17 protein-coding genes are annotated in these 20,637 nt (G+C 46.6%); 10 read left to right on the top strand and 7 right to left on the bottom strand.

Features of this window, described 5'->3' with window-relative positions:
* Window positions 1–123: 123 nt before the first annotated feature.
* Window positions 124–408 (bottom strand): GNAT family N-acetyltransferase, encoded by a 285-nt coding sequence (locus F0316_RS17160; protein WP_000024344.1) that lies wholly within the window; start codon window positions 406–408, stop codon window positions 124–126.
* Between the two features lie 131 nt (window positions 409–539).
* Between F0316_RS17160 and F0316_RS17155 the strand changes: the two genes are divergently transcribed.
* Window positions 540–1,298: a PilZ domain-containing protein gene (locus tag F0316_RS17155; RefSeq protein WP_001088586.1), complete on the top strand. Its 759-nt coding sequence runs from the start codon at window positions 540–542 to the stop codon at window positions 1,296–1,298.
* Between the two features lie 78 nt (window positions 1,299–1,376).
* Here F0316_RS17155 and gltS read toward each other — a convergent pair whose 3' ends face one another.
* Window positions 1,377–2,603 (bottom strand): sodium/glutamate symporter, encoded by a 1,227-nt coding sequence (gene gltS / locus F0316_RS17150; protein WP_001071807.1) that lies wholly within the window; start codon window positions 2,601–2,603, stop codon window positions 1,377–1,379.
* 553 nt (window positions 2,604–3,156) lie between these two features.
* Here gltS and F0316_RS17145 point away from each other — a divergent pair.
* The 6 genes from F0316_RS17145 to F0316_RS17120 all read left to right on the top strand — a co-directional run bounded on the left by F0316_RS17145 (window position 3,157) and on the right by F0316_RS17120 (window position 9,323).
* A complete protein-coding gene (locus tag F0316_RS17145; protein ID WP_001108568.1) occupies window positions 3,157–4,068 on the top strand; it encodes a DUF368 domain-containing protein in 912 nt (303 codons plus the stop codon).
* Window positions 4,069–4,269: 201 nt separating this feature from the next.
* Window positions 4,270–4,689 (top strand): hypothetical protein, encoded by a 420-nt coding sequence (locus tag F0316_RS17140; protein WP_000992656.1) that lies wholly within the window; start codon window positions 4,270–4,272, stop codon window positions 4,687–4,689.
* On the top strand, window positions 4,686–5,267 hold the full coding sequence (locus F0316_RS17135) for an SCO family protein (protein WP_000042305.1): 582 nt from the start codon (window positions 4,686–4,688) through the stop codon (window positions 5,265–5,267). Before F0316_RS17140 ends, F0316_RS17135 begins: the two co-directional genes overlap by 4 nt.
* A gap of 13 nt (window positions 5,268–5,280) precedes the next feature.
* Window positions 5,281–5,733, top strand: a complete 453-nt coding sequence (locus F0316_RS17130; protein ID WP_000774104.1) for a copper chaperone PCu(A)C — start codon at window positions 5,281–5,283, stop codon at window positions 5,731–5,733.
* A gap of 341 nt (window positions 5,734–6,074) precedes the next feature.
* Window positions 6,075–7,292: a serine/threonine transporter SstT gene (gene sstT, locus F0316_RS17125; protein ID WP_046126309.1), complete on the top strand. Its 1,218-nt coding sequence runs from the start codon at window positions 6,075–6,077 to the stop codon at window positions 7,290–7,292.
* Between the two features lie 246 nt (window positions 7,293–7,538).
* Entirely contained in the window at window positions 7,539–9,323 is a 1,785-nt protein-coding gene (locus F0316_RS17120) for a M28 family metallopeptidase (RefSeq protein WP_149560754.1), read from the top strand.
* Between the two features lie 57 nt (window positions 9,324–9,380).
* On the opposite strand, the gene F0316_RS17115 is transcribed toward F0316_RS17120, so the two are convergent.
* A complete protein-coding gene (locus F0316_RS17115) occupies window positions 9,381–10,133 on the bottom strand; it encodes a phosphatase PAP2 family protein (RefSeq protein ID WP_000647550.1) in 753 nt (250 codons plus the stop codon).
* Window positions 10,134–10,362: 229 nt separating this feature from the next.
* Between F0316_RS17115 and F0316_RS17110 the strand changes: the two genes are divergently transcribed.
* Window positions 10,363–11,193 (top strand): HDOD domain-containing protein, encoded by an 831-nt coding sequence (locus F0316_RS17110; protein ID WP_000240501.1) that lies wholly within the window; start codon window positions 10,363–10,365, stop codon window positions 11,191–11,193.
* Between the two features lie 59 nt (window positions 11,194–11,252).
* On the opposite strand, the gene F0316_RS17105 is transcribed toward F0316_RS17110, so the two are convergent.
* Window positions 11,253–13,127, bottom strand: coding sequence for a PhoX family protein (locus F0316_RS17105; RefSeq protein ID WP_000265857.1), 1,875 nt, complete (start codon window positions 13,125–13,127; stop codon window positions 11,253–11,255).
* Between the two features lie 408 nt (window positions 13,128–13,535).
* On the opposite strand from F0316_RS17105, the gene F0316_RS17100 reads away from it, so the two are divergent.
* Both F0316_RS17100 and F0316_RS17095 read left to right on the top strand, forming a co-directional pair.
* Complete coding sequence (locus F0316_RS17100; protein WP_000549603.1) at window positions 13,536–14,096, top strand: hypothetical protein; 561 nt, start codon at window positions 13,536–13,538, stop codon at window positions 14,094–14,096.
* A gap of 97 nt (window positions 14,097–14,193) precedes the next feature.
* Entirely contained in the window at window positions 14,194–15,759 is a 1,566-nt protein-coding gene (locus tag F0316_RS17095; protein ID WP_000777296.1) for a methyl-accepting chemotaxis protein, read from the top strand.
* Between the two features lie 120 nt (window positions 15,760–15,879).
* On the opposite strand, the gene F0316_RS17090 is transcribed toward F0316_RS17095, so the two are convergent.
* The 3 genes from F0316_RS17090 to F0316_RS17075 form a co-directional block, all read right to left on the bottom strand.
* Window positions 15,880–16,716 carry an arginase family protein gene (locus tag F0316_RS17090; RefSeq protein ID WP_001915231.1) on the bottom strand — a complete coding sequence of 279 codons (837 nt, stop codon included), beginning with the start codon at window positions 16,714–16,716 and terminating at the stop codon, window positions 15,880–15,882.
* A 6-nt stretch (window positions 16,717–16,722) separates the two neighbouring features.
* On the bottom strand, window positions 16,723–17,457 hold the full coding sequence (locus F0316_RS17085) for an IclR family transcriptional regulator (RefSeq protein WP_001006058.1): 735 nt from the start codon (window positions 17,455–17,457) through the stop codon (window positions 16,723–16,725).
* 376 nt (window positions 17,458–17,833) lie between these two features.
* Complete coding sequence (locus F0316_RS17075) at window positions 17,834–20,380, bottom strand: glycosyl hydrolase family 18 protein (RefSeq protein WP_001894571.1); 2,547 nt, start codon at window positions 20,378–20,380, stop codon at window positions 17,834–17,836.
* Between the last annotated feature and the right edge of the window lie 257 nt (window positions 20,381–20,637).

Raw genomic sequence — 20,637 nt, 5'->3', positions numbered from 1 at the left:
GCTGCAGCGGTGTTGGCTACGCTCGTTCAGCCCAATCACATAGTTTGCCTATGCTCATGAGGATTCACTTACTTGCCGCCTACCTGCAACTCCAAGTTGTTTGGGTATAGCATGACCCTTTCACTAGGGACGATGACGCAAATGCTGCCACTCAGGATTACGCTCAAGATAATGTGCGACATAACTACAGACGGGCACAATCGTTAAACCCGCACGTTCAATTTCAGGCAACACACTTTCCATCATCACTTTGCCGTATCCCTTACCTTGCAGCTCATCCGGTACACGGGTTGAGGTAATATGCAGCACCGTTCCCTGCTGCTGATATTTCACTACGGCTTGATATTCCCCTTCCAAAGCCACGCGATAACAGTGGTTATTGGCATCATGTTGCACTGTATTTGCCATGCTTACTCCTTTTCTGATAGATAGATCAAATTAGTTGGTGACTCGCTGAATTGAATCTACACTTATCTCACCATAGAATTCAATGGACTCTACGACCCCATCGACGTCGTATCGCAACACGGAGAAGTTAAATGAATTCACGGCCCGCTGAAAAAATTGATAATAATGATGGCCAAACAGAGACTCCACGCAGTAAAACGGTGTCGACCATCAACAGCACGGATGCGCTGGCCATGGTTGAACACAGTAGTGAGCTGACCTTAAGCATTACGACACCTGTCGGAACAAAATTCGTCTGCCGCACTCCGTTTATTGGTACTCATACGGATAAGTTTTTACTGGTGGAAATGCCCAAAATATCGGCTGATGATCTACAGTATTTCTTCCAAGAAGGGTTTTGGATGAATATTCGCGCGATTTCACCACGCGGTGAAGGAGCGCTGATCCATTTCCGCAGCCAACTGATGCACATCTTACAAGAGCCGGTTCCCATGGCTTTTCTCTCCATTCCCAATACCATGCAAGTCTCTCAATTACGTAAAGAGCCGAGATTTGAGCTAAATTTAGTCGGCAAAGTACTGTTTGATGAGCATCGTGGGGATTGTGAACTGCGCGATTTATCACGCAGTGGTTGCCGTTTCATCACGCCGCCTTTAGGCAAAACGTACCAAGTGGGAGATTTGGTCGCGTTAGAGATTTTTTCAGACTTGCGGGGCACAAAAACCTTCCCGCCTTTGACCGGAAAAATCTGTAACTTGCAGCGATCACTGCACCATGCTCGTTATGGTTTAGAGTTCAATGAAGAGGGTCGAAATAACGCCAAAAACTTGCTCGCACAGCTTAAGTTTAACGGCACCAAACTGACTCTTAATGCCGAGAAAAAGGCGTAACAAATTGGGATTAAAAACCCCGAGCCACGATCATCGCGGCTCGGGGTCTTGTGCGTGAAGTGGAGGGCTAGCTCGGTATTATCCCAAAAATGAAATGTACCCCTGCAAGATGATTAGGTTAACGATGTCGATAAAGAAAGCACCGACGATCGGCACCACCATAAACGCTTGTGGTGAAGGGCCAAAGCGTTTTACGACCGATCCCATATTCATCACCGCGGTAGGCGTTGCCCCCAAACCAAAACCACAATGCCCAGCCGAAATCACCGCTGCATCATAATTAGCCCCCATCACTTTGAAGGTGACGAAGTAGCAAAAGACGCCCAGCACGACCGATTGAATAGCGAGGATCACCAAAAACGGCAGTGCTAAATCGAAGATATTCCACAATTTCAGGCTCATCAGAGCCATAGCGAGAAACAGCGACAAAGAAACCGTGCCTAAAATATCCACCGTCTCCGCATCCACCTTACGCAGCTTAGTGACTTCGAGCAGATTGGTGATAAAGACACCAATAAACAGGGCGTAAACGAAATCTGGGATCATCAACCAACGAATTTCAAAGGTTTTAACCCAAGCTTCTAGGTATTTTGCTCCGGTAACGCATATGAGCAAGATAAACAGGATTTCAATCACCTTTTTGGCGGTGACTTTATCTTCTTCATATTCGTTATAAGTGACCAGTTCAGGAAAACGAGAGTGGGTTTGTGTGCCGCGCCCATACTCAGATTCAATACCATGTTTATCAACCAGTTTCTGCGCGACTGGACTGCCGATAATCCCACCGATGATCAAACCAAAAGTGGCAGATGCCATCGCGATTTCTAACGTATTGGCAAGGCCATAATTTTCGGCAAACGTGTTTGCCCAAGCCGCTCCCGTGCCATGGCCTCCAGAGAGTGTGATGGAGCCTGCGATCAAGCCCAGTAAAGGATCTAAGCCTAAACCTGCTGCAAGCGAAACGCCCACACCGTTTTGAATAATGATGAACACCGAAGCCACGGCTAAAAACAGAAACACCTTCGCGCCACCCTTAATCAGTTGGGTGTAGTTGGCCGCAAGGCCCACCGTACTAAAGAACATCAACATGAAGACATTTTGCAGCGGCAGTGAAAATTCCATATCAATACCGTGAAAGTGCAGCGCAGTAATCACACAGGCGACGATAAGCCCACCCACAATCGGCTCTGGAATATTGAACTTGGTTAAAATGGGCAATTTGGCATTAATAAAGTGACCTAAAAACAGGACACTGATAGCAATAAGAAAAGACTCTAATGCTCCAATTGAAATGATCTGATTCATAGTACCTCTTTATTATTCAGGCTCATCTCTCCTTGATAAGCGGGTGTCTTGACCCGTTAGGTGACACCAGAACACAACATCAGCGATAGTTATCCTCTAATAAACGGCCACAAGGCCACATAAAGCAATGATATTGCACGGACAAATTTCCATTTAATGCTAATTATCAACAAAAAAGCAGTGAAAATAGCGGGCGATCATACCCAAAAGACAAAAAAATAGCCAATCGCAAGAACCGCGATTGGCTTATATATGATGTGAACAATACTATTCACTAACAACGTCAGTTGGCTAGGTGACCCTCGGCTTAACAAGGGTCACCTAAACTAATGCACGAAGCGTGCCAACTAATTAACCCCTGATTTTTGTGATACTTTGTCAGAAAATTCTCACTCATCTCATCATTTGTTGCAATTTGCAAATTGCAATTTGCAACAAACCGCAATATGAATATGAACCTCATTGTTGAGCATGCAGGAGACACATCGCGTCTGGCTGCAAGTTAACAAAGAACAGGTATAATGACGGCCTTATTCAATTGGCAGGAAAAACAATGAACTACTTGAGCACCTATTTAAAAGGTCTGGCTATGGGCGCCGCTGATGTGGTACCGGGTGTATCAGGCGGCACCATCGCCTTTATTACTGGCATTTACGATACTCTGCTTGAAAGCATTCGCCGCATCAATCCTAGCTTACTCAAGGTATGGAAAGCGCAAGGCTTGGCAGGAGTATTTCGTCACATCAACGGCCTTTTTTTGATCACGCTATTCGTTGGCATTTTTACCAGCATCGCCACCTTAGCCAAACTTATCTCTTGGCTATTAGTCACGCATCCTATTCCTATTTGGTCATTCTTCTTCGGCCTGATTTTGGTGTCGGTATGGCATATGCTGCGCCAAGTCGAACAAAAAAAGCTTTCTCGTTTCCTGTGGCTGATTGCCGGAGCCATTTTCGCCTACGGCATTACCGTGCTTAAACCACTACACCTTGAGCCCACTTACATCAATGTGCTGATTTCTGGTGCGATTGCGATTTGTGCCATGATCCTGCCTGGCATTTCCGGCAGCTTTATCTTACTGCTGATCGGTATGTATGCGCCTGTTTTGGGCGCAGTGAAAACCTTCCAACTGGACATTCTGCTGATTTTCTTAACCGGATGTGTGATTGGATTGCTCAGTTTTTCGCATGTTCTGTCATGGCTTTTACGCCGTTACCGCGATGTGACTCTGACCTTCCTAACCGGATTGATGCTCGGCACTCTGCCTAAAATTTGGCCATGGAAAGAAACGCTCTCTTGGCGGGTCAATTCCAGCGGAGAGCAAGTACCACTGCTGCAACGCAACCTATCACCGTTTGAATTTGAAACGCTTACGTCACAGCCATCACAGTGGTTGTTAGCGCTGGTGCTCATGCTAGCCGCGGTCGCTTTAGTTCTCGGTTTAGAAAAATACGCCGAAAAGTAGCCAACCGCTTTGATACTGGCTCACCACCGCACAATGCGGTGGTGAAGTTTCCTCACGAGTACTGCGGTTTCTGCAAGTAGAAAGACAATATCGCCTTGATTTTTCTAAGAGCCACGGCACATTTCCTCAGTATTCAATCTCGAAACGGATAGAGAGCATGCTAACATCTTCCCCACTCACGCAACTTCGGAATACGATGTGATGAACGCACTGAAAGGGATTGCGATCCTGCTGGCTCTTGGGGCTGGCTTTTTTGCCAGCGACCTTGTTGCTTGGTTCCAGTCGCCTCAACCTGATCTTAACGATTACTGTCAACTATCACAGCAAAGCTGTGAGCAAGCGGGTGTCACCATGACCCTAGCTCAAGATAAAGCCCACCCATTAGTTGCCAATCGGCTCACCGTACACTGGTCCAATACGGATGCACAAAATTTGATCCTCACTTTAGAGGGGCTTGAGATGAATATGGGCAGTGCCAAGTTTTCTTTATCCTCGAACGGTGATGGCCTATACAGTGCCGACATTATTCTGCCCGTTTGTACTTCGGATGCGATGACTTGGATTGGTGAGCTTAGCGATGGCAAACAGACGGTTTACCCAGCAATTAGGATGGAACGATGAGTAAGAATTGGTCATTGATATTAGTGGTGGCGTTTACCCTAGGATTTGGTATCAAAGCCTATTTGGATAGCCAACAGAAATTAGCCGCACAGGTGACTACCCCACTGACCTTATCGGGGGACAATCAGCAAGCTGTCGCCATTTTCGATCAAGCCGACCCACGAATTCGAATTGTCTATTTTGGCTTTACACGTTGTCCAGATGTCTGCCCAACCTCTTTAGCTATGCTCTCCGCAGCCTTAAACCAAGTCGATGATAAAACGAAGGCGCAGTTACGCCCGATGTTTATCTCCCTTGATCCGGAGCGAGATGATGCCAAACTCGCCGCACAATACGCCCACTACTTTCATCCAATGATCGAAGGTTTGTCTGGCTCCGTTGCAACCACCAACCAGATTGCGCAAAAGTACGGTGTGATTTTTCGTAAAACCGAATTACCCAATTCGGAGCTGAAATACACCTTAGATCACAGCTCTTATTTCTATTTCTTGCAGCCGGATGGCACCTTGATCAATAAAGTGCCGCATACCCAAGACCCCACACCCATCGTGGATGCCATAAAGAAAGTCATTCAATAAAAAGGATAATTTAATGAAACTGAACACCTTGCTTCTTTCTAGCCTACTGCTTAGCACATCAGCTTTAGCTCAATCAGACATCATGGTTCACCAAGCTTATGCGCGCGCGACTCCTCCTGCCGCAGTCAATAGCGCCTTTTTTGGTGAAGTCATGAACCACAGTGATGTGGAGCGCTACATTGTTTCCGCCAGCAGCGAAGTGGCTGCCAAAGTGGAGCTGCATGACGTCATTAAAGAAGGCGATGTGATGAAAATGCGCCAAGTTCCTGAGTTTGTGATCCCCGCTCAAGGGACTTTAGTGCTCAAACCGGGCAGTTTTCACATCATGTTGCTTGAATTGAAAAAGCCACTGCAAGAGGGTGAGAACATCGAGGTGGAAATCACGTTTAAAAACGGTGAGAAGCAAATGATTACGGCACCGGTGAAAAAAGTGATGTCCGGTATGGCTGAGCACAGCTCACACTAAGCCTCTTGGACGCATATCTCGCTCAACAACAAACCTTAGACCTGATTGCAGTCCAAAGTTTTGTCGCTTCAAGTAGGAAGTGAATATCTCAAAAATTAAGGGTGATGGATTCACCCTTTTTTGTTGCCCTTGTTATACCCAGACGACAAAAACGATAAGGAATCTCTGCATTATCAACGTTAAGCAACAAATTACTTACTTCCTCTCAAAATACACAACTTATCACGGCAAATATCAATTATCGGTAGACACATTATCTTGTGCGGTTAATATTGGAGCCCTTCAGGATTAATGACTGAAGCTACAATAATTCAAATTTTTTATGATTCGCAGGGATAACTATGCAGAACAACTCGTTTCTAGCCCGTTTGGTGCGTGGAAATCTGGTCTTACAAATTTTAGCCGGCATCCTATTAGGTGCAGCGCTGGCTACTTTTTCACCAGAAAACGCTCAAAAAGTGGGATTAATTGGTAATTTATTCGTAGGCGCACTGAAAGCCGTAGCTCCAGTGCTGGTGTTTATTTTGGTGGCATCTTCAATCGCCAACCAGAAGAAAAACCAACACACCTACATGCGTCCAATCGTTGTGTTGTACCTATTTGGCACCTTTTCAGCAGCACTGACCGCAGTTATTTTAAGTTTCCTATTTCCGACCACGCTCGTACTTGCAACCGGCGCTGAAGGCGCAACACCGCCACAAGGCATTGCCGAAGTGCTCAACACCTTGTTGTTCAAGCTGGTCGATAACCCAGTCAGCGCTTTGATGAATGCGAACTACATCGGCATTTTAGCTTGGGGCGTGGGTTTAGGTTTGGCACTGCACCATTCTTCATCGACCACCAAAGCTGTGTTTGAAGACCTTAGCCACGGCATCTCCCAAATCGTGCGTTTTATCATTCGTCTCGCACCCTTCGGTATTTTTGGCTTAGTGGCTTCAACGTTTGCCACTACAGGCTTTGATGCACTTGCTGGTTATGCGCAGTTGCTGGCGGTTCTACTTGGCGCAATGGCCTTTATCGCTCTGGTCGTCAATCCAATGATTGTCTACTACAAAATTCGCCGTAACCCTTTCCCTCTGGTTTTACAATGCCTACGTGAAAGTGGGGTTACTGCATTTTTCACGCGTTCAAGTGCTGCCAATATTCCGGTCAACATGGCACTGTGTGAAAAACTCAAACTCGATGAAGATACTTACTCAGTCTCTATCCCACTGGGAGCGACTATCAACATGGCGGGCGCAGCAATTACTATCACAGTACTGACTCTTGCTGCGGTACACACCATGGGTATTGAAGTGGATCTGATGACAGCATTACTTCTCAGTGTGGTTGCAGCGGTCTCGGCTTGTGGTGCTTCTGGAGTAGCGGGCGGTTCATTGCTCCTTATTCCACTCGCGTGTGGTTTGTTTGGGATTTCCAATGACATCGCGATGCAGGTTGTTGCAGTAGGTTTCATTATCGGCGTGATTCAAGACTCAGCCGAAACAGCCCTGAACAGCTCAACCGACGTACTCTTCACGGCAGCCGTATGCCAAGCAGAGCATGAAAAGCGCGCTTAAACTTTCCGCTTAATGATTGTGAAAAGACGCTCCAATGGGCGTCTTTTTTATTAATAAATCCATTAATAACAATGGGTTAATATCTAATTTCTGTGATCAACTTTCTCACATTAGGCAATCAGTTGCTTTATTTCTCATTAATCTTTGACCTTAATTCATGATGTAGAAAAATACACAAAATTAACATTTAATCAACAATGGTTGTGCGAAACAATGACTCTGTCAACTTGACACAAGGAGTCTATGATGCAAGTACGCACTACAACCAAAACTTTACTCGCCACCTCAATCAGCACCGTATTACTGAGTGGATGTTATTGGGACGACCCTCAATGGGTTGCTAACAAAGTCAGCCAATCCATCAGTCGCAGTGATGTGGTGGCTCACCTGCAAACGCTTGAAGGAATCGCTTCCCCTACTCCAGATGGCACCTCACTTACTCGTGCAGCGGGCTCACAGGGCTATCAAGAGTCCGTTGATTACATTATCGCAACGATGAAAGAGCTCGGTTACGAAGTGACGACTCAAGAATTTGATTTTCGTTCTTGGACAGAGCTTGGCGGTACCAAACTGAATGTCGCCGGTGTTGATCTGATCAGCGCTAAACAAGCGCCGGAAGGAACAGAAGGCGATTTTTCCGTACTCTCTTATGCAGGCAGCTCTAATGGAGAATTAACCGGTGAATTAGTTTTCATCACCCCTGACTTTGACTTTTCTTCTCCCAACTACGATGGCAGTGATGGTTGTGAAGCCTCGGATTTTACTGGGATCGACCTACAAGGGAAAATTGCCGTTATCCAGCGCGGCACTTGTGGCTTTAGCGACAAGGTGGTCAATGCTCAAAAAGCTGGTGCTAAAGCCGTGATCGTATTCAACCAAGGCAACAGTGCAGGCCGTACTGGCTTATTCAGTGGCACCTTAAGCAATACCAGCACAGCAACGATTCCGGCATTCGCTGTGACTTTCCAACTGGGTAAAAACTGGTTCGATGCAGCTCAATCTGCGGCGATACCTGTCACTCTAACGCTCAATGTTGACGATAAGATGATTGTGACACAGAACGTTTTAGCCGAAACTCGCAAAGGAAATCCTGACCAAATCGTCATGCTAGGTGCTCACTTAGACTCAGTCCCTGAAGGCCCGGGGATTAATGACAACGGCTCCGGCACCGCAGGCTTATTAGAATATGCAGAGAAGCTCGCTAAGCTCAAAGTTCCCGTGAAAAACAAAGTCCGCTTTGCTTGGTGGGCTGCGGAAGAAGCTGGGTTGGTTGGTTCAAATCACTACACCAAAACCCTTTTCGAGCCTATTTACCAGCAAGCCCAACAGCAAATCATGGATGAACTCGGTATTAGCGACCCAGCGCAACTGACCGAGGCACAAAAAGATCTTGTTGAAGCTCGTTATACTCAGCTCAACAAAATCAAGCTCTATCTGAACTTCGATATGATTGGCTCACCCAACTACATTTTCGGGGTTATGGATGGCGATCTGTCGGATACCAAAGATAGCCCAGATAACGCCTACACGGGGGACTTCAAGCCACCATTTGGCACTTCAGACATCGAACTTCGCTTCAATCAATTTTTCACCGATAAAGGAGAAGGCACCATTCCTCAAGCGCTTTCTAAACGTTCCGACTATGCGGGGTTTGCCGATTGGGGGGTCGCTTTTGGTGGTCTCTTCACTGGAGCAGAAAAAACCAAAACAGCGGAAGAAGTGGTGAAATTTGGCGGTGAAATTGATGTGGCTTACGACCACTGTTATCACCAAGCTTGTGATGATCTCAACAACATCAGCCAAAAGGCTCTGTATGTAAACACTCAAGCCTTGGCCTATGTCACCACCTACTATGCCATGAGCAAAATCCTATTCCCGGCAGAGGTGAGTGCTCAGCCTAAAACAATGGCAAAACAGAGCTTCCGTATACAGCCAGTAGAAAAACACCGGATTGGTACGACACTGAAAGCTGCACACAGTGAATCGGATCACGGCCACTTCCACGGCGATTTCGATCAAGAGAAATTCTGATCTCTCTCATCGATTGACATGCATTCAAACCAAAAATGGGCATCAAATGCCCATTTTTTATACCAGATGCCAACGTCGTAACCACGGCTTAAAACGTGGGTGTTGCAATGGATATTGCTGCGGAACCAATAAGTACAATACGCCGACCAACAAAGCCGCACCAAGCAGATCCACCGGATGGTGCATACCAAGCCACAATCGACTATACGCCACTCCGCTCACCCAAATCAGCAGCGCACCGAGACTGAGATAGTGCTTTTTTTCCGCTAATAAGCTACCAAAATAGAGCAAACAGACCAGGGCAAACACCGTGTGCCCAGATGGGAAAGAAAAATCCGTTTCCCCTTGCCAGTGCATCACCCGCCAAGGGCTCACTTTCTCTTCCATCGCCAACATTAAGGCTTCTTGCTTGGGTTGCGCTAATTTATAGAAATGGCCAGCATTAGGCAGCAGTAAGGATTGGGTCATCAGTTCAGTGTATGGCCTCGGCTCTTGAGTAACCACTTTCATCCCCACTTTTAGCACCATGGCCAAGCCAAGTAACAGCATTAATTGAATGGATTTATTCAGCCATTGATGACGAGGAATGTGGCAACGCCACCCAACCCAGCACACCAAAAAGAACAATGTGAATAGAAAGCCCTCTTTGCCTGCAGAATGCGTTAAGTACGTCATGGCACGGCCAACTGAATCACTTACAGGTTGCGTAAAATCCAGCTGCAGCGACAACAGGGTTAAAGGAATTAATAGAAGGACAAACGTCAGCAGTAAAACCAAGGCACGTTTGCAGCTCATGATGCGTGCTTTCATAACCATACTCCACCCGAACACAGTATGCGCATTGTAGAAAACCTCTGTCCGGTAATGCCAATATCGTGTCAATTTGCTGGAAAAAAACGTTCATTTTCCTCTTCGGTTTGCCACTAAATTTATTAACCCCCAAATAACAATAATGTAACTAAATTTTTCATTCCTAGGTTGGATAGTAGAAAAAGCTTTGCCTATAGTTTGGATTAGTCACCAGATAAGGAGAATGAACATGGTGAAAAACACAATGCTCAACCGTTTAAATGAGCTACCAAGACTGTCTAAAGTTCTGCAAGAATTGCTGGATATGGCCAATCAGCCTGATGTGGATTTTCATCAGCTCAGCAAAAAAATCACGCTGGATCAAATCCTGACAGCGCGTTTGCTCCGCATGGCTAATTCTGCTTATTTTGGTGGTAACGGACATATCGCTACCGTAAACGATGCGATCATCCGAGTCGGCATTGAGTCGGTTCGTACTCTTGTTGTTGCTTCCGTCCTCTCCAGTACTTTTCCAAAAATTGAAACTCTCGATCTGAATGATTACTGGACCAATACCTTTGAAACAGCGTTAATTGCCAGCAAGATTGCCGAACAAGTCGGTTTGGATAAGTCAGAAACGTTTACCACTGGCGTGCTGCATAACATTGGCGAACTCATGATTCATACTTTGATGCCCACCGAGGCCTCACTGATCCAACAGAAAATCGCCCAAGGCATGGATCCGCTCAGCGCTCAAGAAGAGGTCTTAGGTATTTCAGCGCCTCGCATTGGTGCGATGTTGGCAAAAGAGTGGAAATTCCCTTCGGAAATGGTTGATGCCATTAAACATTTTGATGAACCCCGTGAAGCCGAAATCTCCCCCAAACTGGCGGTGGCGATTCACTTTGCCCGCGATATTAACTTCAGTTGGGATAAGCTCACGGAAAGCAAAGAGAAATCGATCTACCTTGCTGACCATCCTGACTCGCGTTTACTCAGCATTTCTGCTGCCTTTCAATCCACCATTGATCGGGTACGCGGCAATGGAAAGGAGTTGGCCACACAGATGATGGCGGCCTAAAAAAACATCCCAAGAAGAGGCTGGTTCTTCTTGGGATGAAAAGGGCAATTGATAACGCTTTATGCGCCGATGACACCGCCGTCTTCACGAGTGATCATCATGATGGTTGAACGAGGTTTGCTTGTACCACCGTAAGGGAAATGCGATGGAGCAGCCTCTTCACCCGGGTGCTGAACACCAACAAACATGGTTTTGTGATCAGGGCTGAAGGTTAATCCCGTGATCTCACACGCGATAGGGCCAGTTAAGAAGCGTTTCACTTCACCTGTGATTGGGTCACCACACAGCATTTGGTTATTCCCCTGTCCAGCAAAATCACCTTGGTTAGAGTAGTTACCATCGGTTTGGATCCACAAGCGACCTGCAGCGTCAAAACCAATCCCATCAGGGCTGTTAAACATATTGTCAGCCGAAATGTTTTCGCTACCTGCGTACAGGGTGCCTTTGTGAACGGTTGGATTACCTGCAATTAAGTAGAGGTCCCAAGCGAACACATCACTGGTGTGATCACCCTGCGCTGGCATCCAACGAACGATCTGCCCGTAGTTATTCTTCTCGCGTGGGTTAGGGCCACCAACAGGTTGACCTTCTTTGCCACGGTTTTTGTTGTTGGTGAGCGTACAGAACACATGCTTTTTATCAGGATGCACGGCCACCCATTCTGGTCGATCCATGGTCGTTGCGCCCACTTGGGTCGCCGCACGACGAGCAAAAATCAGCACTTCGGCTTGATCTTTAAATCCGTTTTCAGGAGTGAGGCCATTCTTGCCAAAGCTCAGCTCCATCCAGCGTCCGCTGCCTTTCAGTTCGTTTTCATTGATATCGAACTTAGCGACATACAAGGTGCCCTCTTCCAGCAGATTACGGTTTTGCTGATCATTACCGGCTTGGTAGCGATGCTTGGAAACGAATTTATACAGATGTTCGCCGCGTTCATCATCACCAAGATAAACTACCACATGGCCATCATTATTAATCACCAGTGCCGCATTTTCATGTTTAAAACGACCAAGAGCGGTACGTTTCAGTGGTGTAGAGTTCGGATTATGCGGATCAATTTCCACAACCCAACCAAAGCGGTTTGGCTCTTTAGGGTTCTTGGTTATGTCGAAACGCGCATCGTGCTTATGCCATTGGTAATCACTAGGTTCAGCAGCAATTCCGTAACGCTTCTGGTCAGCATCGACACTGCCTTCTTGGTCCGCACCAAAGAAATCATCGAAGTTTTCTTCACAAGTGAGGTAAGTGCCCCAAGGAGTTTCACCATTCGCACAGTTATTGAAAGTACCCAGCACTTTTAATCCGCTAGGATCTTCAGCCGTTTTCAGCAGATCATGGCCTGCAGCAGGACCGGTCATCATCATTGGTGTATAAGCGGTGATCCGACGGTTACGTTCACCTTGACGGTCTACCATCCACTGACCATTTTTACGTACCACTTCAACGATGGTGACACCGACTGCCGCTTGCGCTTTACGTACGTCATCCGCCGTCATCGCTTTACCTTGATGATCAAACAGATACTCGTAATTGGTGTATTCATTGTTGATCGCGAGCACACCGCGATCTTCGCTGATCGGGAAAAAGCTCATGCCATCCGTATTATCGCCAAACTGTTTCTCTTGTGCTTTTGAGTCTTGCTTGCCGCTTTGGTCAAATTCTGGCGCATTCGCAAAAATAGGATCGCCCCAAGACATGAGTGGAGTGGCTTTATAGCCTTTAGGCACAATCACTTTATCTTCTGTTGACACAGGGATTGCTGAGAAATTCAGTAGGTTTGATGTGGCTGGCGCAGCCACCGCACTCGCAACCGGATTTAAGGCTAAAAACGCGCCGGCACTCACTGCCGCACTGCCCGCCAAAAAATGGCGTCTAGACAGTTGCGCTTCAATCATTTCACTAAACTGGGATTCTTGCTCATCACGCTTCCACATTGGGGGCTCCTTGACTTTATGTTTATATCCTGAGAATTCAGGTTAATTAGATGTTGCGCAAGAGTAGCTGCCCAAGATGACTGCTCGGTGAAATTTCTGTTGCTAAAACATGACAATACAAAGAACGAGACTAAAGAGTTATGCAACTTTTTAACTATCTCACTAGGCACACTCTAATAACTTGTACTACTTTTTCTCTAGCTGTCGCTCTTTAATCAACTGGTTGGATACCGAAACGACTTGAGTTTACTGGCCGGTGGTAAGTGAGATCTGGGCTCTGCACGGGATCACTTTAATACGACGAGAAACGTGTATTCCACGGCCGATTCATGTCATGTAGAGGTAGAGAACCTTTTTTAATACCACCACCCTACTTGGCACTATGCATCAAGTAGATAAGGAGTTTTTATGCACAAATCTCTGGCACTCTTCATTCTTGCTAGCCTTCCGGTTATGGCCAACGACTACCAAGCCGAGCTCACTCAATACGTTCAAACTGAATTAAAGCAAATCTCTGCCGATCCGCTGATTATCGAAGCAATAAAACTACAAAATGCGAAAAATGCTAACCTCACACAAAGTGAAATTGACCAATTGGATAAACAGTGGCGTGCTGAGGTGGGTCAAAGTGACACCCCAATGATCCAGTCCGTATTGAATACGCCAGCCTCACAAAAGCTGATGGAGATTCAAAACGCCAGTAACGGCAAGATTACCGAAGTATTTGTGATGGATAATAAAGGCCTGAATGTTGCGCAGAGCGAAGTCACCTCTGACTATTGGCAGGGTGATGAAGCTAAATGGCAAAACACCTACTCAAAAGGCGTTGGAGCATTTGATATCAGTGACATTGAAGAGGATGAATCCACACAGGTATTTCAAGCTCAAGTGAGTTATACCGTGGTAGATCCCAGTTCAGGCGAAGCTATTGGTGCTATCACAGTCGGCATTAATGTTGACGCATTGTAATACTCCACCGAAATCCCAAGCTTGAAGTAGCAGACAATCTCACTGCGACTTCAACTCGATAAGGGATAAGACTCATACACATTGGTTAGGTGAGCTTATGAAGTTAAGCATTAGTCGTATTCTTTTGCTGAGTGTTTCTATTCTTTGCACCCTTGCGCTGTTGTCCCTGACTTATTTGACTTGGACGAAAAGCGTAAAAGAGATGAACACCATCAGTGCTGAAACTTTCGAGAAAACGTCACTTTCTCTGGCTGATAATATTGCGACTGCCGTTCGTTTTAATAAAACCAGCGCAATTTCGGAGCGGGTGGCCATTGAACTCAACGCAAATCCAGTTCAACTCAAAAATGTGTATACCTTCAACGCCAAGGGGCAAGTGCTGTATAACGCCAAAAATACTAGCGATACGGCCACCAGCCTGAATCAATGGGTAACTCAACCACCGTCCGATCAAGCTGTTCGCAAAAATACCGATGGCCATGAAGGGCTCCTAATTATCGTGCCGCTCAAAGCTGGGAAAAATGCAGATTTAGTCGGCTATCTCGTTACAGAATGGGGGTTCGATCAAGTTCAACAAGTCGCATCACAATTACGCAATCAAGCGTTTATGCTCAGTATTGGCTTTCTCTTAGTGACCTTAATAGCCATTTACTGGCTATTACAACGTACATTGATCGCACCTTTAAATGATTTAAAGGTGCTTTGTCATGCTCTGGCAAGCGGTAATTGTGACCTAAGCTCACGAATCAACTTTCGTAAGGACAATGAGCTCGGTCAACTGGCTAATGCCATTGATGATTTTATCGCAAAAGTGGAAAGCACCTTTGCACCTATCAAAGACCGAATCGTGGAAGTCACGGATGTCAGCCACAAAGTTGAGCAACAAATTGGTCGTTTAGAGCACAACATACATAATCAACAGAGTGAAATTTCCAATTCAGTCGCTATCGGTCATCAAAGCCAAGACAGCATCAAAGCGGTGACAGAGAGTATTTATGCCGCCTCCGAGTCTTTAAAACAGGCTGTCACCAGCAGTGAAGACAGCAAAGCTCAGCTCCGCGAGGCGCAAACCCAAAATCAACAACTGGTCGAAAAAGCGGAAATCACCACAAAAACCGCGACAGAATTGAATACACAAGTCGAAAAAGTGACCGATATCTTACAAATGATCCGCAGTATCGCCGAGCAAACCAACCTTTTGGCACTGAATGCCGCCATTGAGGCCGCCAGAGCAGGAGAAAATGGCCGCGGTTTTGCCGTCGTAGCCGATGAGGTGCGCCACTTGGCTGAAAAAACGTCCGCTTCAACCAATCAAGTTGAAACGCTATTAACTCAACTCTCGGGTTACTCAAGAAACCTGATTGGTTACATGGAAGAGAGCTTGGTAGCGGCGAGAAATTGCGTAGCGGCGATTGAAAGCGGTTCAAATTTGGTCGATAAAGCGATTATCGATGTTAATCAAGCCAATAGCACCAACCAAAATGCAGTGCATGATAGCGAGCAGCAGAATCGTTTAGTTGAACAACTGCTCGATCAACTGCGTTTGTTGGACAACCATGCCCGTGAACTATTAACGGATAGCGCAACGATAAGTGAGCACAGTAAAGAGCTACTCCGCTCCGCAAGCCAGACCCGCAGTAACCTCAAGCAACTTTCACATTAAGATGAGTGTTATAAACCAACGACTTGGGGTTACTGGTAGGCGGGAAGTGAGTTCATCCCTACGAACTTAGATACACTCTATGATTCGGTTGAACGCATCAATCACGCCAAGAAGAAAGCGCTATGCTGCATGCACCAAGTGTGGAGCCAAATTTATCAGTTCATCGACAATTTCTTTGGCCTGCTTTGAGTAAATTAGCTTATCTTTTGCGCCGACCAACTGGATGTAACGAACTTTGCCAGACAGTATCATTTGTCGCAGGACACGTAATACCACTTGATTGTCCAGAACCTTATGGGTTTCCAAACCGTTCCCAGGGACTAAAGAAGCAAGGTCAATATTGATCACCAACTGCTCACAGTGTTCGATATAACCACTCAGTTGGGCTTTGAGTTGAGTGCGATTTAAAAAACCGCACTCTTCATGACTGACCCAATCACACCCCAGATCCTCGGCATACTCTAAAGTCTGCGCGTGGGTATGCTCTGTATCAATCCCAATACAAAACAGCTTAGCTTGTGCAAAGCGCGATAAAGCAAAGTGAAAAGCGCTACCCACTTGCAGATCCAGTGTTTGCTTAAGTTCAAAGCCATGTCCGATATGCACCATTCCTACACTGGCGCCGTCTTGCGTTAACGCAGGCAAACTGTGCAAGAGAATTTCATGGCAGTTAGCAAAGGCAACAGGAATAACTCCCAACGCCACGGATTGATTCAAGGCTTGTTGGTATTTAGCCTGAGTTTGGCCATCCAACACATAATGACTGGCATCGGCGTATTTCGGCGTAGATTGCTGCTGATACAACCAATCTGAAGCGACATCCAAGCTTTGCTGCGCAAACTCAAACTCTACCAGCGACATCGGCTTTACGCGCTGACACACGGTCATAAAGCCAAACGTAGACGTTGGATGACTGGATGTACGATGTAAACGGTAGCGTTTGAATAAGCTAAGCATGATCAATTACCTTTCTGGTGGCAACGCCCGTGCGGCTTGCAATACATGTAAAATTATCCGTTGCTTGTTGCTTTCGACTCGGTGGGCTGGAGCCATCACCGAAATTGCACCAATCAACTTACTCCCTTTCATCACCGGAGCACTGATCCCCGAAACACCGGGATCAATTTCAGAGGTACTCACGGCATATCCATGACGACGTATTTTTTCAAACTCGCTCTGCCACTTGTCTAACGTCGGATCTTCGCCAAAATAACGCAGGATCTTTTCACAACGAGCTGCAGGCATGTACGCCAACATTACTTTAGATGAGGCACCTCGAAGCAGTGGTTGACTTTGACCCTGGACGAAGCTGCATCGAAGCGCCTGCATACTTTCTCTTTGGCTAACGCATAGGGCTCGATAACCGACAGGCACCATATACGCGGCCATTTCCCCAGTCTGTTTTTGTAGACGACTTAACACAGCTTCAACCGCATCGAGGTTATGTTGGCTGGTTTCGTAACTTCTCATCAGCAGCAATGCCGCCGGACCGATGATCAAGGTTTTGTCGTGCGGACTCTCTTCAATCAAGTTCCACTCTTTCAGCAGCTTCAAATGTCGATACAGGCTACTGAGCGGTACTTGCAGTTGTTCACTGAGTCCTTTTGCAGAGACAGGTTCTGGGTTTACTGCGACTTGCATCAGCAATTGCAGTGATTTTTCATTAACTTGGTTTGCTGAAATCTTTGTTTCGTTCATGTGTGCTTTTTAGCCTTTAATGGTGGGCACCTCAAATCTTGATTCTTGTATATCGAGAAATAGAGAAGAATTAAAGGATTGCATTCCCAATGAGTGAGAATGAGAGAGAAATTGAGCAAATTAACCAGAAAAATAAGGCTGACTCAGTCCAAAAACAAAGCCTGTTCAACGCAGCGACGCCCCTTTTGCTTTGCCACTGTTTGTATTTTGGGGAAAGGGTCGCATCACGCTATTCCCTTATCCACCAAGAGAATGGCCATTCCCTTTACGACGAATGTATGGCGAGAATACACCAATAGAAAGAGGCTCTGCCTATGCAGAGCCTCTCTTATCTGTTGAGAATCGTTACGTCTGAGGCCAACTCAGATGCTGCCGATTAATGAGTAGAACAACTCGCGGCACCGAGGTCTTTCCACACACCCCACTGGCCTGACTTACTTGGATCTTCTCCGCGGGTCCACCATTTGGCTTCCCACGTCTTACCTGCCCAAGTCACTTGCTGACCACCAGTATAAATGGCATCGGCATTCCACAAGTTAGTACACGCATCACCACCGCCAACTTTTTTCTCAACCAATACTGAAGCAGAAGCTGTGCTGGTCGCTTTACCATCACTGACTGTCACCGTGAAGCTTAAGCTGGTGTCTTGGCTATACTCACCGGCGACAAACGTCACTTTGGCTCCTTGCACGGTGGCGTTAATGCCGACAGGCAGATCCCAAGTAAAACTCAGCGGATCTTGGTCAGCATCACTCGACGCGGAAGCATCGACCACCACTGTTGCTCCGGCTTTGACTGATGCAGGAGCAGAAACTGCCGCAACAGGTGCCGTGTTCACAGGTGTGGTGGACTTCGGATTGACGGTGACCACCACAGTATCGGTTGCCGTAGCACCTTTGTTGTCTGTCACAGTCAGTTTGAAAGTAAACGTCTGCTTCTCAGTCACTTCTGCAGCGTTAAAACTCGCTTTAGCACTGTTTGCCCCAGTCAAGGTCACAGCAGGACCTGCGGTTTGCTCCCACAAGTAACTTGCAATACTTCCATCACTGTCTTTTGAAGCGCTGCCATCCAAAGATACGGCGGCTGGCCCCGTAACCGTGATGTCCGCTCCAGCATTCGCAACCGGTGCTTTGTTTACTGGCGGTGTCGTTGTGCCACCCGCTAAACCTTCATGCATTGCATTCAGGATGTCACCATTGTCTGCATCGATTTCCCATGAGAACAGACCCGCTAAGCCAAGGTTACGTACGTAAGCCCCTTTTGCTTTCACAGAGCGATCATCATCAAAAGTGACGAGCTGACCTGTAGTACGGTTCCAAACCCAAGGTGCTTCCGCTTGCTCATCGTAGCCATATTCAAAACCATTCACGCCAGTTTTATTGGCACCTAGCATGAAGTTTTTAACGCCTTTATAGTCAATGACACCCGCTTCCCAAACACCTTGTGCTGTCGTGCCTTTCAACTTGCCATTACCAACGCCGGTCATTGGGTCGTTAGGATCTTTCAGTGAAGCCGGCGTCACACCTTCCCAACCACGGCCATACATAGCCGCACCCACTACCAGCTTGCTCGGTGGAACACCTTGGGCGAGCAGCAGTTGAATACCGTTATCGGTCGTGTAAGCTGGGCCTTTGTACGGCTCGCCATTTTCATCCACGCCTTTACCGTCACATTGGCCAGGGCGCATAAATGAACCACAGTACAGCGCCGTTTGGTGGCCCAGTACGTTATTCCAGCCGCCGTAGAAGTCATAAGTCATTGCGAAGATATAATCCATGTACTGAACGGCTTGGCCGTAGTTCACATCTTCAATCTTGTCATGACCAACACCGATAGCCGACGTCAGTTCATACTTACGACCCGTTTCCGCTTCAAGCTCATCAAGCATAGCGCGCAGCTCTGCCATCAAAGCTACGTAAGCTGGACCATCTTTTACCGGATCGCCAAGATCAGCCGCTTGGCCGCCGCCGCCCGGGTATTCCCAGTCAATATCCACGCCATCGTAGAATTTCCATGTTTTCAGGAAACGTTTCACAGAAGCGACAAACACATCGCGCTTCGCTTTATCGGTAAAGCTGAAGAAGGGATCAGAGAGTGTCCAGCCACCGATCGATGGGATGATTTTCAGATCAGGATACGTTTTTTTCAGCGCCATCAACATGGCGTAGTTACCTTTGATCGGTGAACTGTACTGATGACCCGCTTGAGGGAAACTCTTTTGATAAGCAGCCCATGGATCGTGAATGACCACTTCAAAATCTGGCACACCTTTACACGCAGTTTGCAGAGCGTTAAAACTGTTACCGCCAACCGATTTCAACGATTCGTTTGGACCACAGATCGGAATAAAACCATACAAAATATGCGTTAGGTTCTGCCCTGGGATGTTATCCACCGTAAACTTACGATCATAAATACTCCACTCAACAAAATAAGTCCCAACCACCGTATTTTGTGGGATGGTGTAAGACTTATTGTTAGGGTCAACGTTCATTTTCAATGGCTTGAGGTGTGAACCATCGGTATCCGCAATAGTGATTTCGCTTGGTGCACTCTTAGTACAACCAGTGGCATCACACGCTTCAATCACCAATTGATAAACACCACCCTTAGGATAAGTAAACTGGGCGGTAGTTTGGCTACCACTGATTGGACCGGTGGCAACTTCAACCCCATCAAAATAGATCTTGTAGGTATTTCCTGTCACGCCACTCCATTGATTAAACTTGAGCGTGATCGGTGCTTCCTCATGGTATTTAACCATTTGGTTGTAACCTGCGGTGGTTTCCATCGCGAGTTCAATTTTCGAAAATTGCAGATTGTTCGACCCATACACGTCAACACTAGGAGCCGAGGGTGCTGCCATCGCGGTACTCGCTAAAGCACAAGCGATACTTGCGGCGCACAAAGTCATTCGATTCATAAGTTTTATCTCTCTTCCTTAGATGTTTCACTTTTTACACAAGCTGCCAATCTACGCATGAAATCCATGACAGCCTCGAACGTCAGTATCAGAGAGACTTTTTTATTTGCGAAAAAAAATTAATCACTTTTCGAGTCACAAGTCGCTAATTTTCCGAAACCCGCGAGGAGTTGCAGAAATTAAGCAATCTTGAGTCAAGAATTCAGAATTTTGACAAAACAAATTGGCATTATGGATTGATTTACGCTATCAGCCTG

The sequence above is a fragment of the Vibrio cholerae genome (assembly GCF_008369605.1).
GTDB classification, from domain to species: Bacteria; Pseudomonadota; Gammaproteobacteria; order Enterobacterales; family Vibrionaceae; genus Vibrio; species Vibrio cholerae.
The sequence above is the reverse complement of the archived record's forward strand: the minus strand, read 5'-3'. Positions and strand labels throughout refer to the sequence as shown.

Excerpts from the sequence above, each read along its gene's own strand:
- F0316_RS17160 (WP_000024344.1), bottom strand. The coding sequence starts at position 408 with ATGGCAAATACAGTGCAACATGATGCCAATAACCACTGTTATCGCGTG.
- F0316_RS17155 (WP_001088586.1), top strand. The coding sequence starts at position 540 with ATGAATTCACGGCCCGCTGAAAAAATTGATAATAATGATGGCCAAACA.
- gltS (WP_001071807.1), bottom strand. The coding sequence starts at position 2,603 with ATGAATCAGATCATTTCAATTGGAGCATTAGAGTCTTTTCTTATTGCT.
- F0316_RS17145 (WP_001108568.1), top strand. The coding sequence starts at position 3,157 with ATGAACTACTTGAGCACCTATTTAAAAGGTCTGGCTATGGGCGCCGCT.
- F0316_RS17140 (WP_000992656.1), top strand. The coding sequence starts at position 4,270 with ATGAACGCACTGAAAGGGATTGCGATCCTGCTGGCTCTTGGGGCTGGC.
- F0316_RS17135 (WP_000042305.1), top strand. The coding sequence starts at position 4,686 with ATGAGTAAGAATTGGTCATTGATATTAGTGGTGGCGTTTACCCTAGGA.
- F0316_RS17130 (WP_000774104.1), top strand. The coding sequence starts at position 5,281 with ATGAAACTGAACACCTTGCTTCTTTCTAGCCTACTGCTTAGCACATCA.
- sstT (WP_046126309.1), top strand. The coding sequence starts at position 6,075 with ATGCAGAACAACTCGTTTCTAGCCCGTTTGGTGCGTGGAAATCTGGTC.
- F0316_RS17120 (WP_149560754.1), top strand. The coding sequence starts at position 7,539 with ATGCAAGTACGCACTACAACCAAAACTTTACTCGCCACCTCAATCAGC.
- F0316_RS17115 (WP_000647550.1), bottom strand. The coding sequence starts at position 10,133 with ATGAAAGCACGCATCATGAGCTGCAAACGTGCCTTGGTTTTACTGCTG.
- F0316_RS17110 (WP_000240501.1), top strand. The coding sequence starts at position 10,363 with ATGGTGAAAAACACAATGCTCAACCGTTTAAATGAGCTACCAAGACTG.
- F0316_RS17105 (WP_000265857.1), bottom strand. The coding sequence starts at position 13,127 with ATGTGGAAGCGTGATGAGCAAGAATCCCAGTTTAGTGAAATGATTGAA.
- F0316_RS17100 (WP_000549603.1), top strand. The coding sequence starts at position 13,536 with ATGCACAAATCTCTGGCACTCTTCATTCTTGCTAGCCTTCCGGTTATG.
- F0316_RS17095 (WP_000777296.1), top strand. The coding sequence starts at position 14,194 with ATGAAGTTAAGCATTAGTCGTATTCTTTTGCTGAGTGTTTCTATTCTT.
- F0316_RS17090 (WP_001915231.1), bottom strand. The coding sequence starts at position 16,716 with ATGCTTAGCTTATTCAAACGCTACCGTTTACATCGTACATCCAGTCAT.
- F0316_RS17085 (WP_001006058.1), bottom strand. The coding sequence starts at position 17,457 with ATGAACGAAACAAAGATTTCAGCAAACCAAGTTAATGAAAAATCACTG.
- F0316_RS17075 (WP_001894571.1), bottom strand. The coding sequence starts at position 20,380 with ATGAATCGAATGACTTTGTGCGCCGCAAGTATCGCTTGTGCTTTAGCG.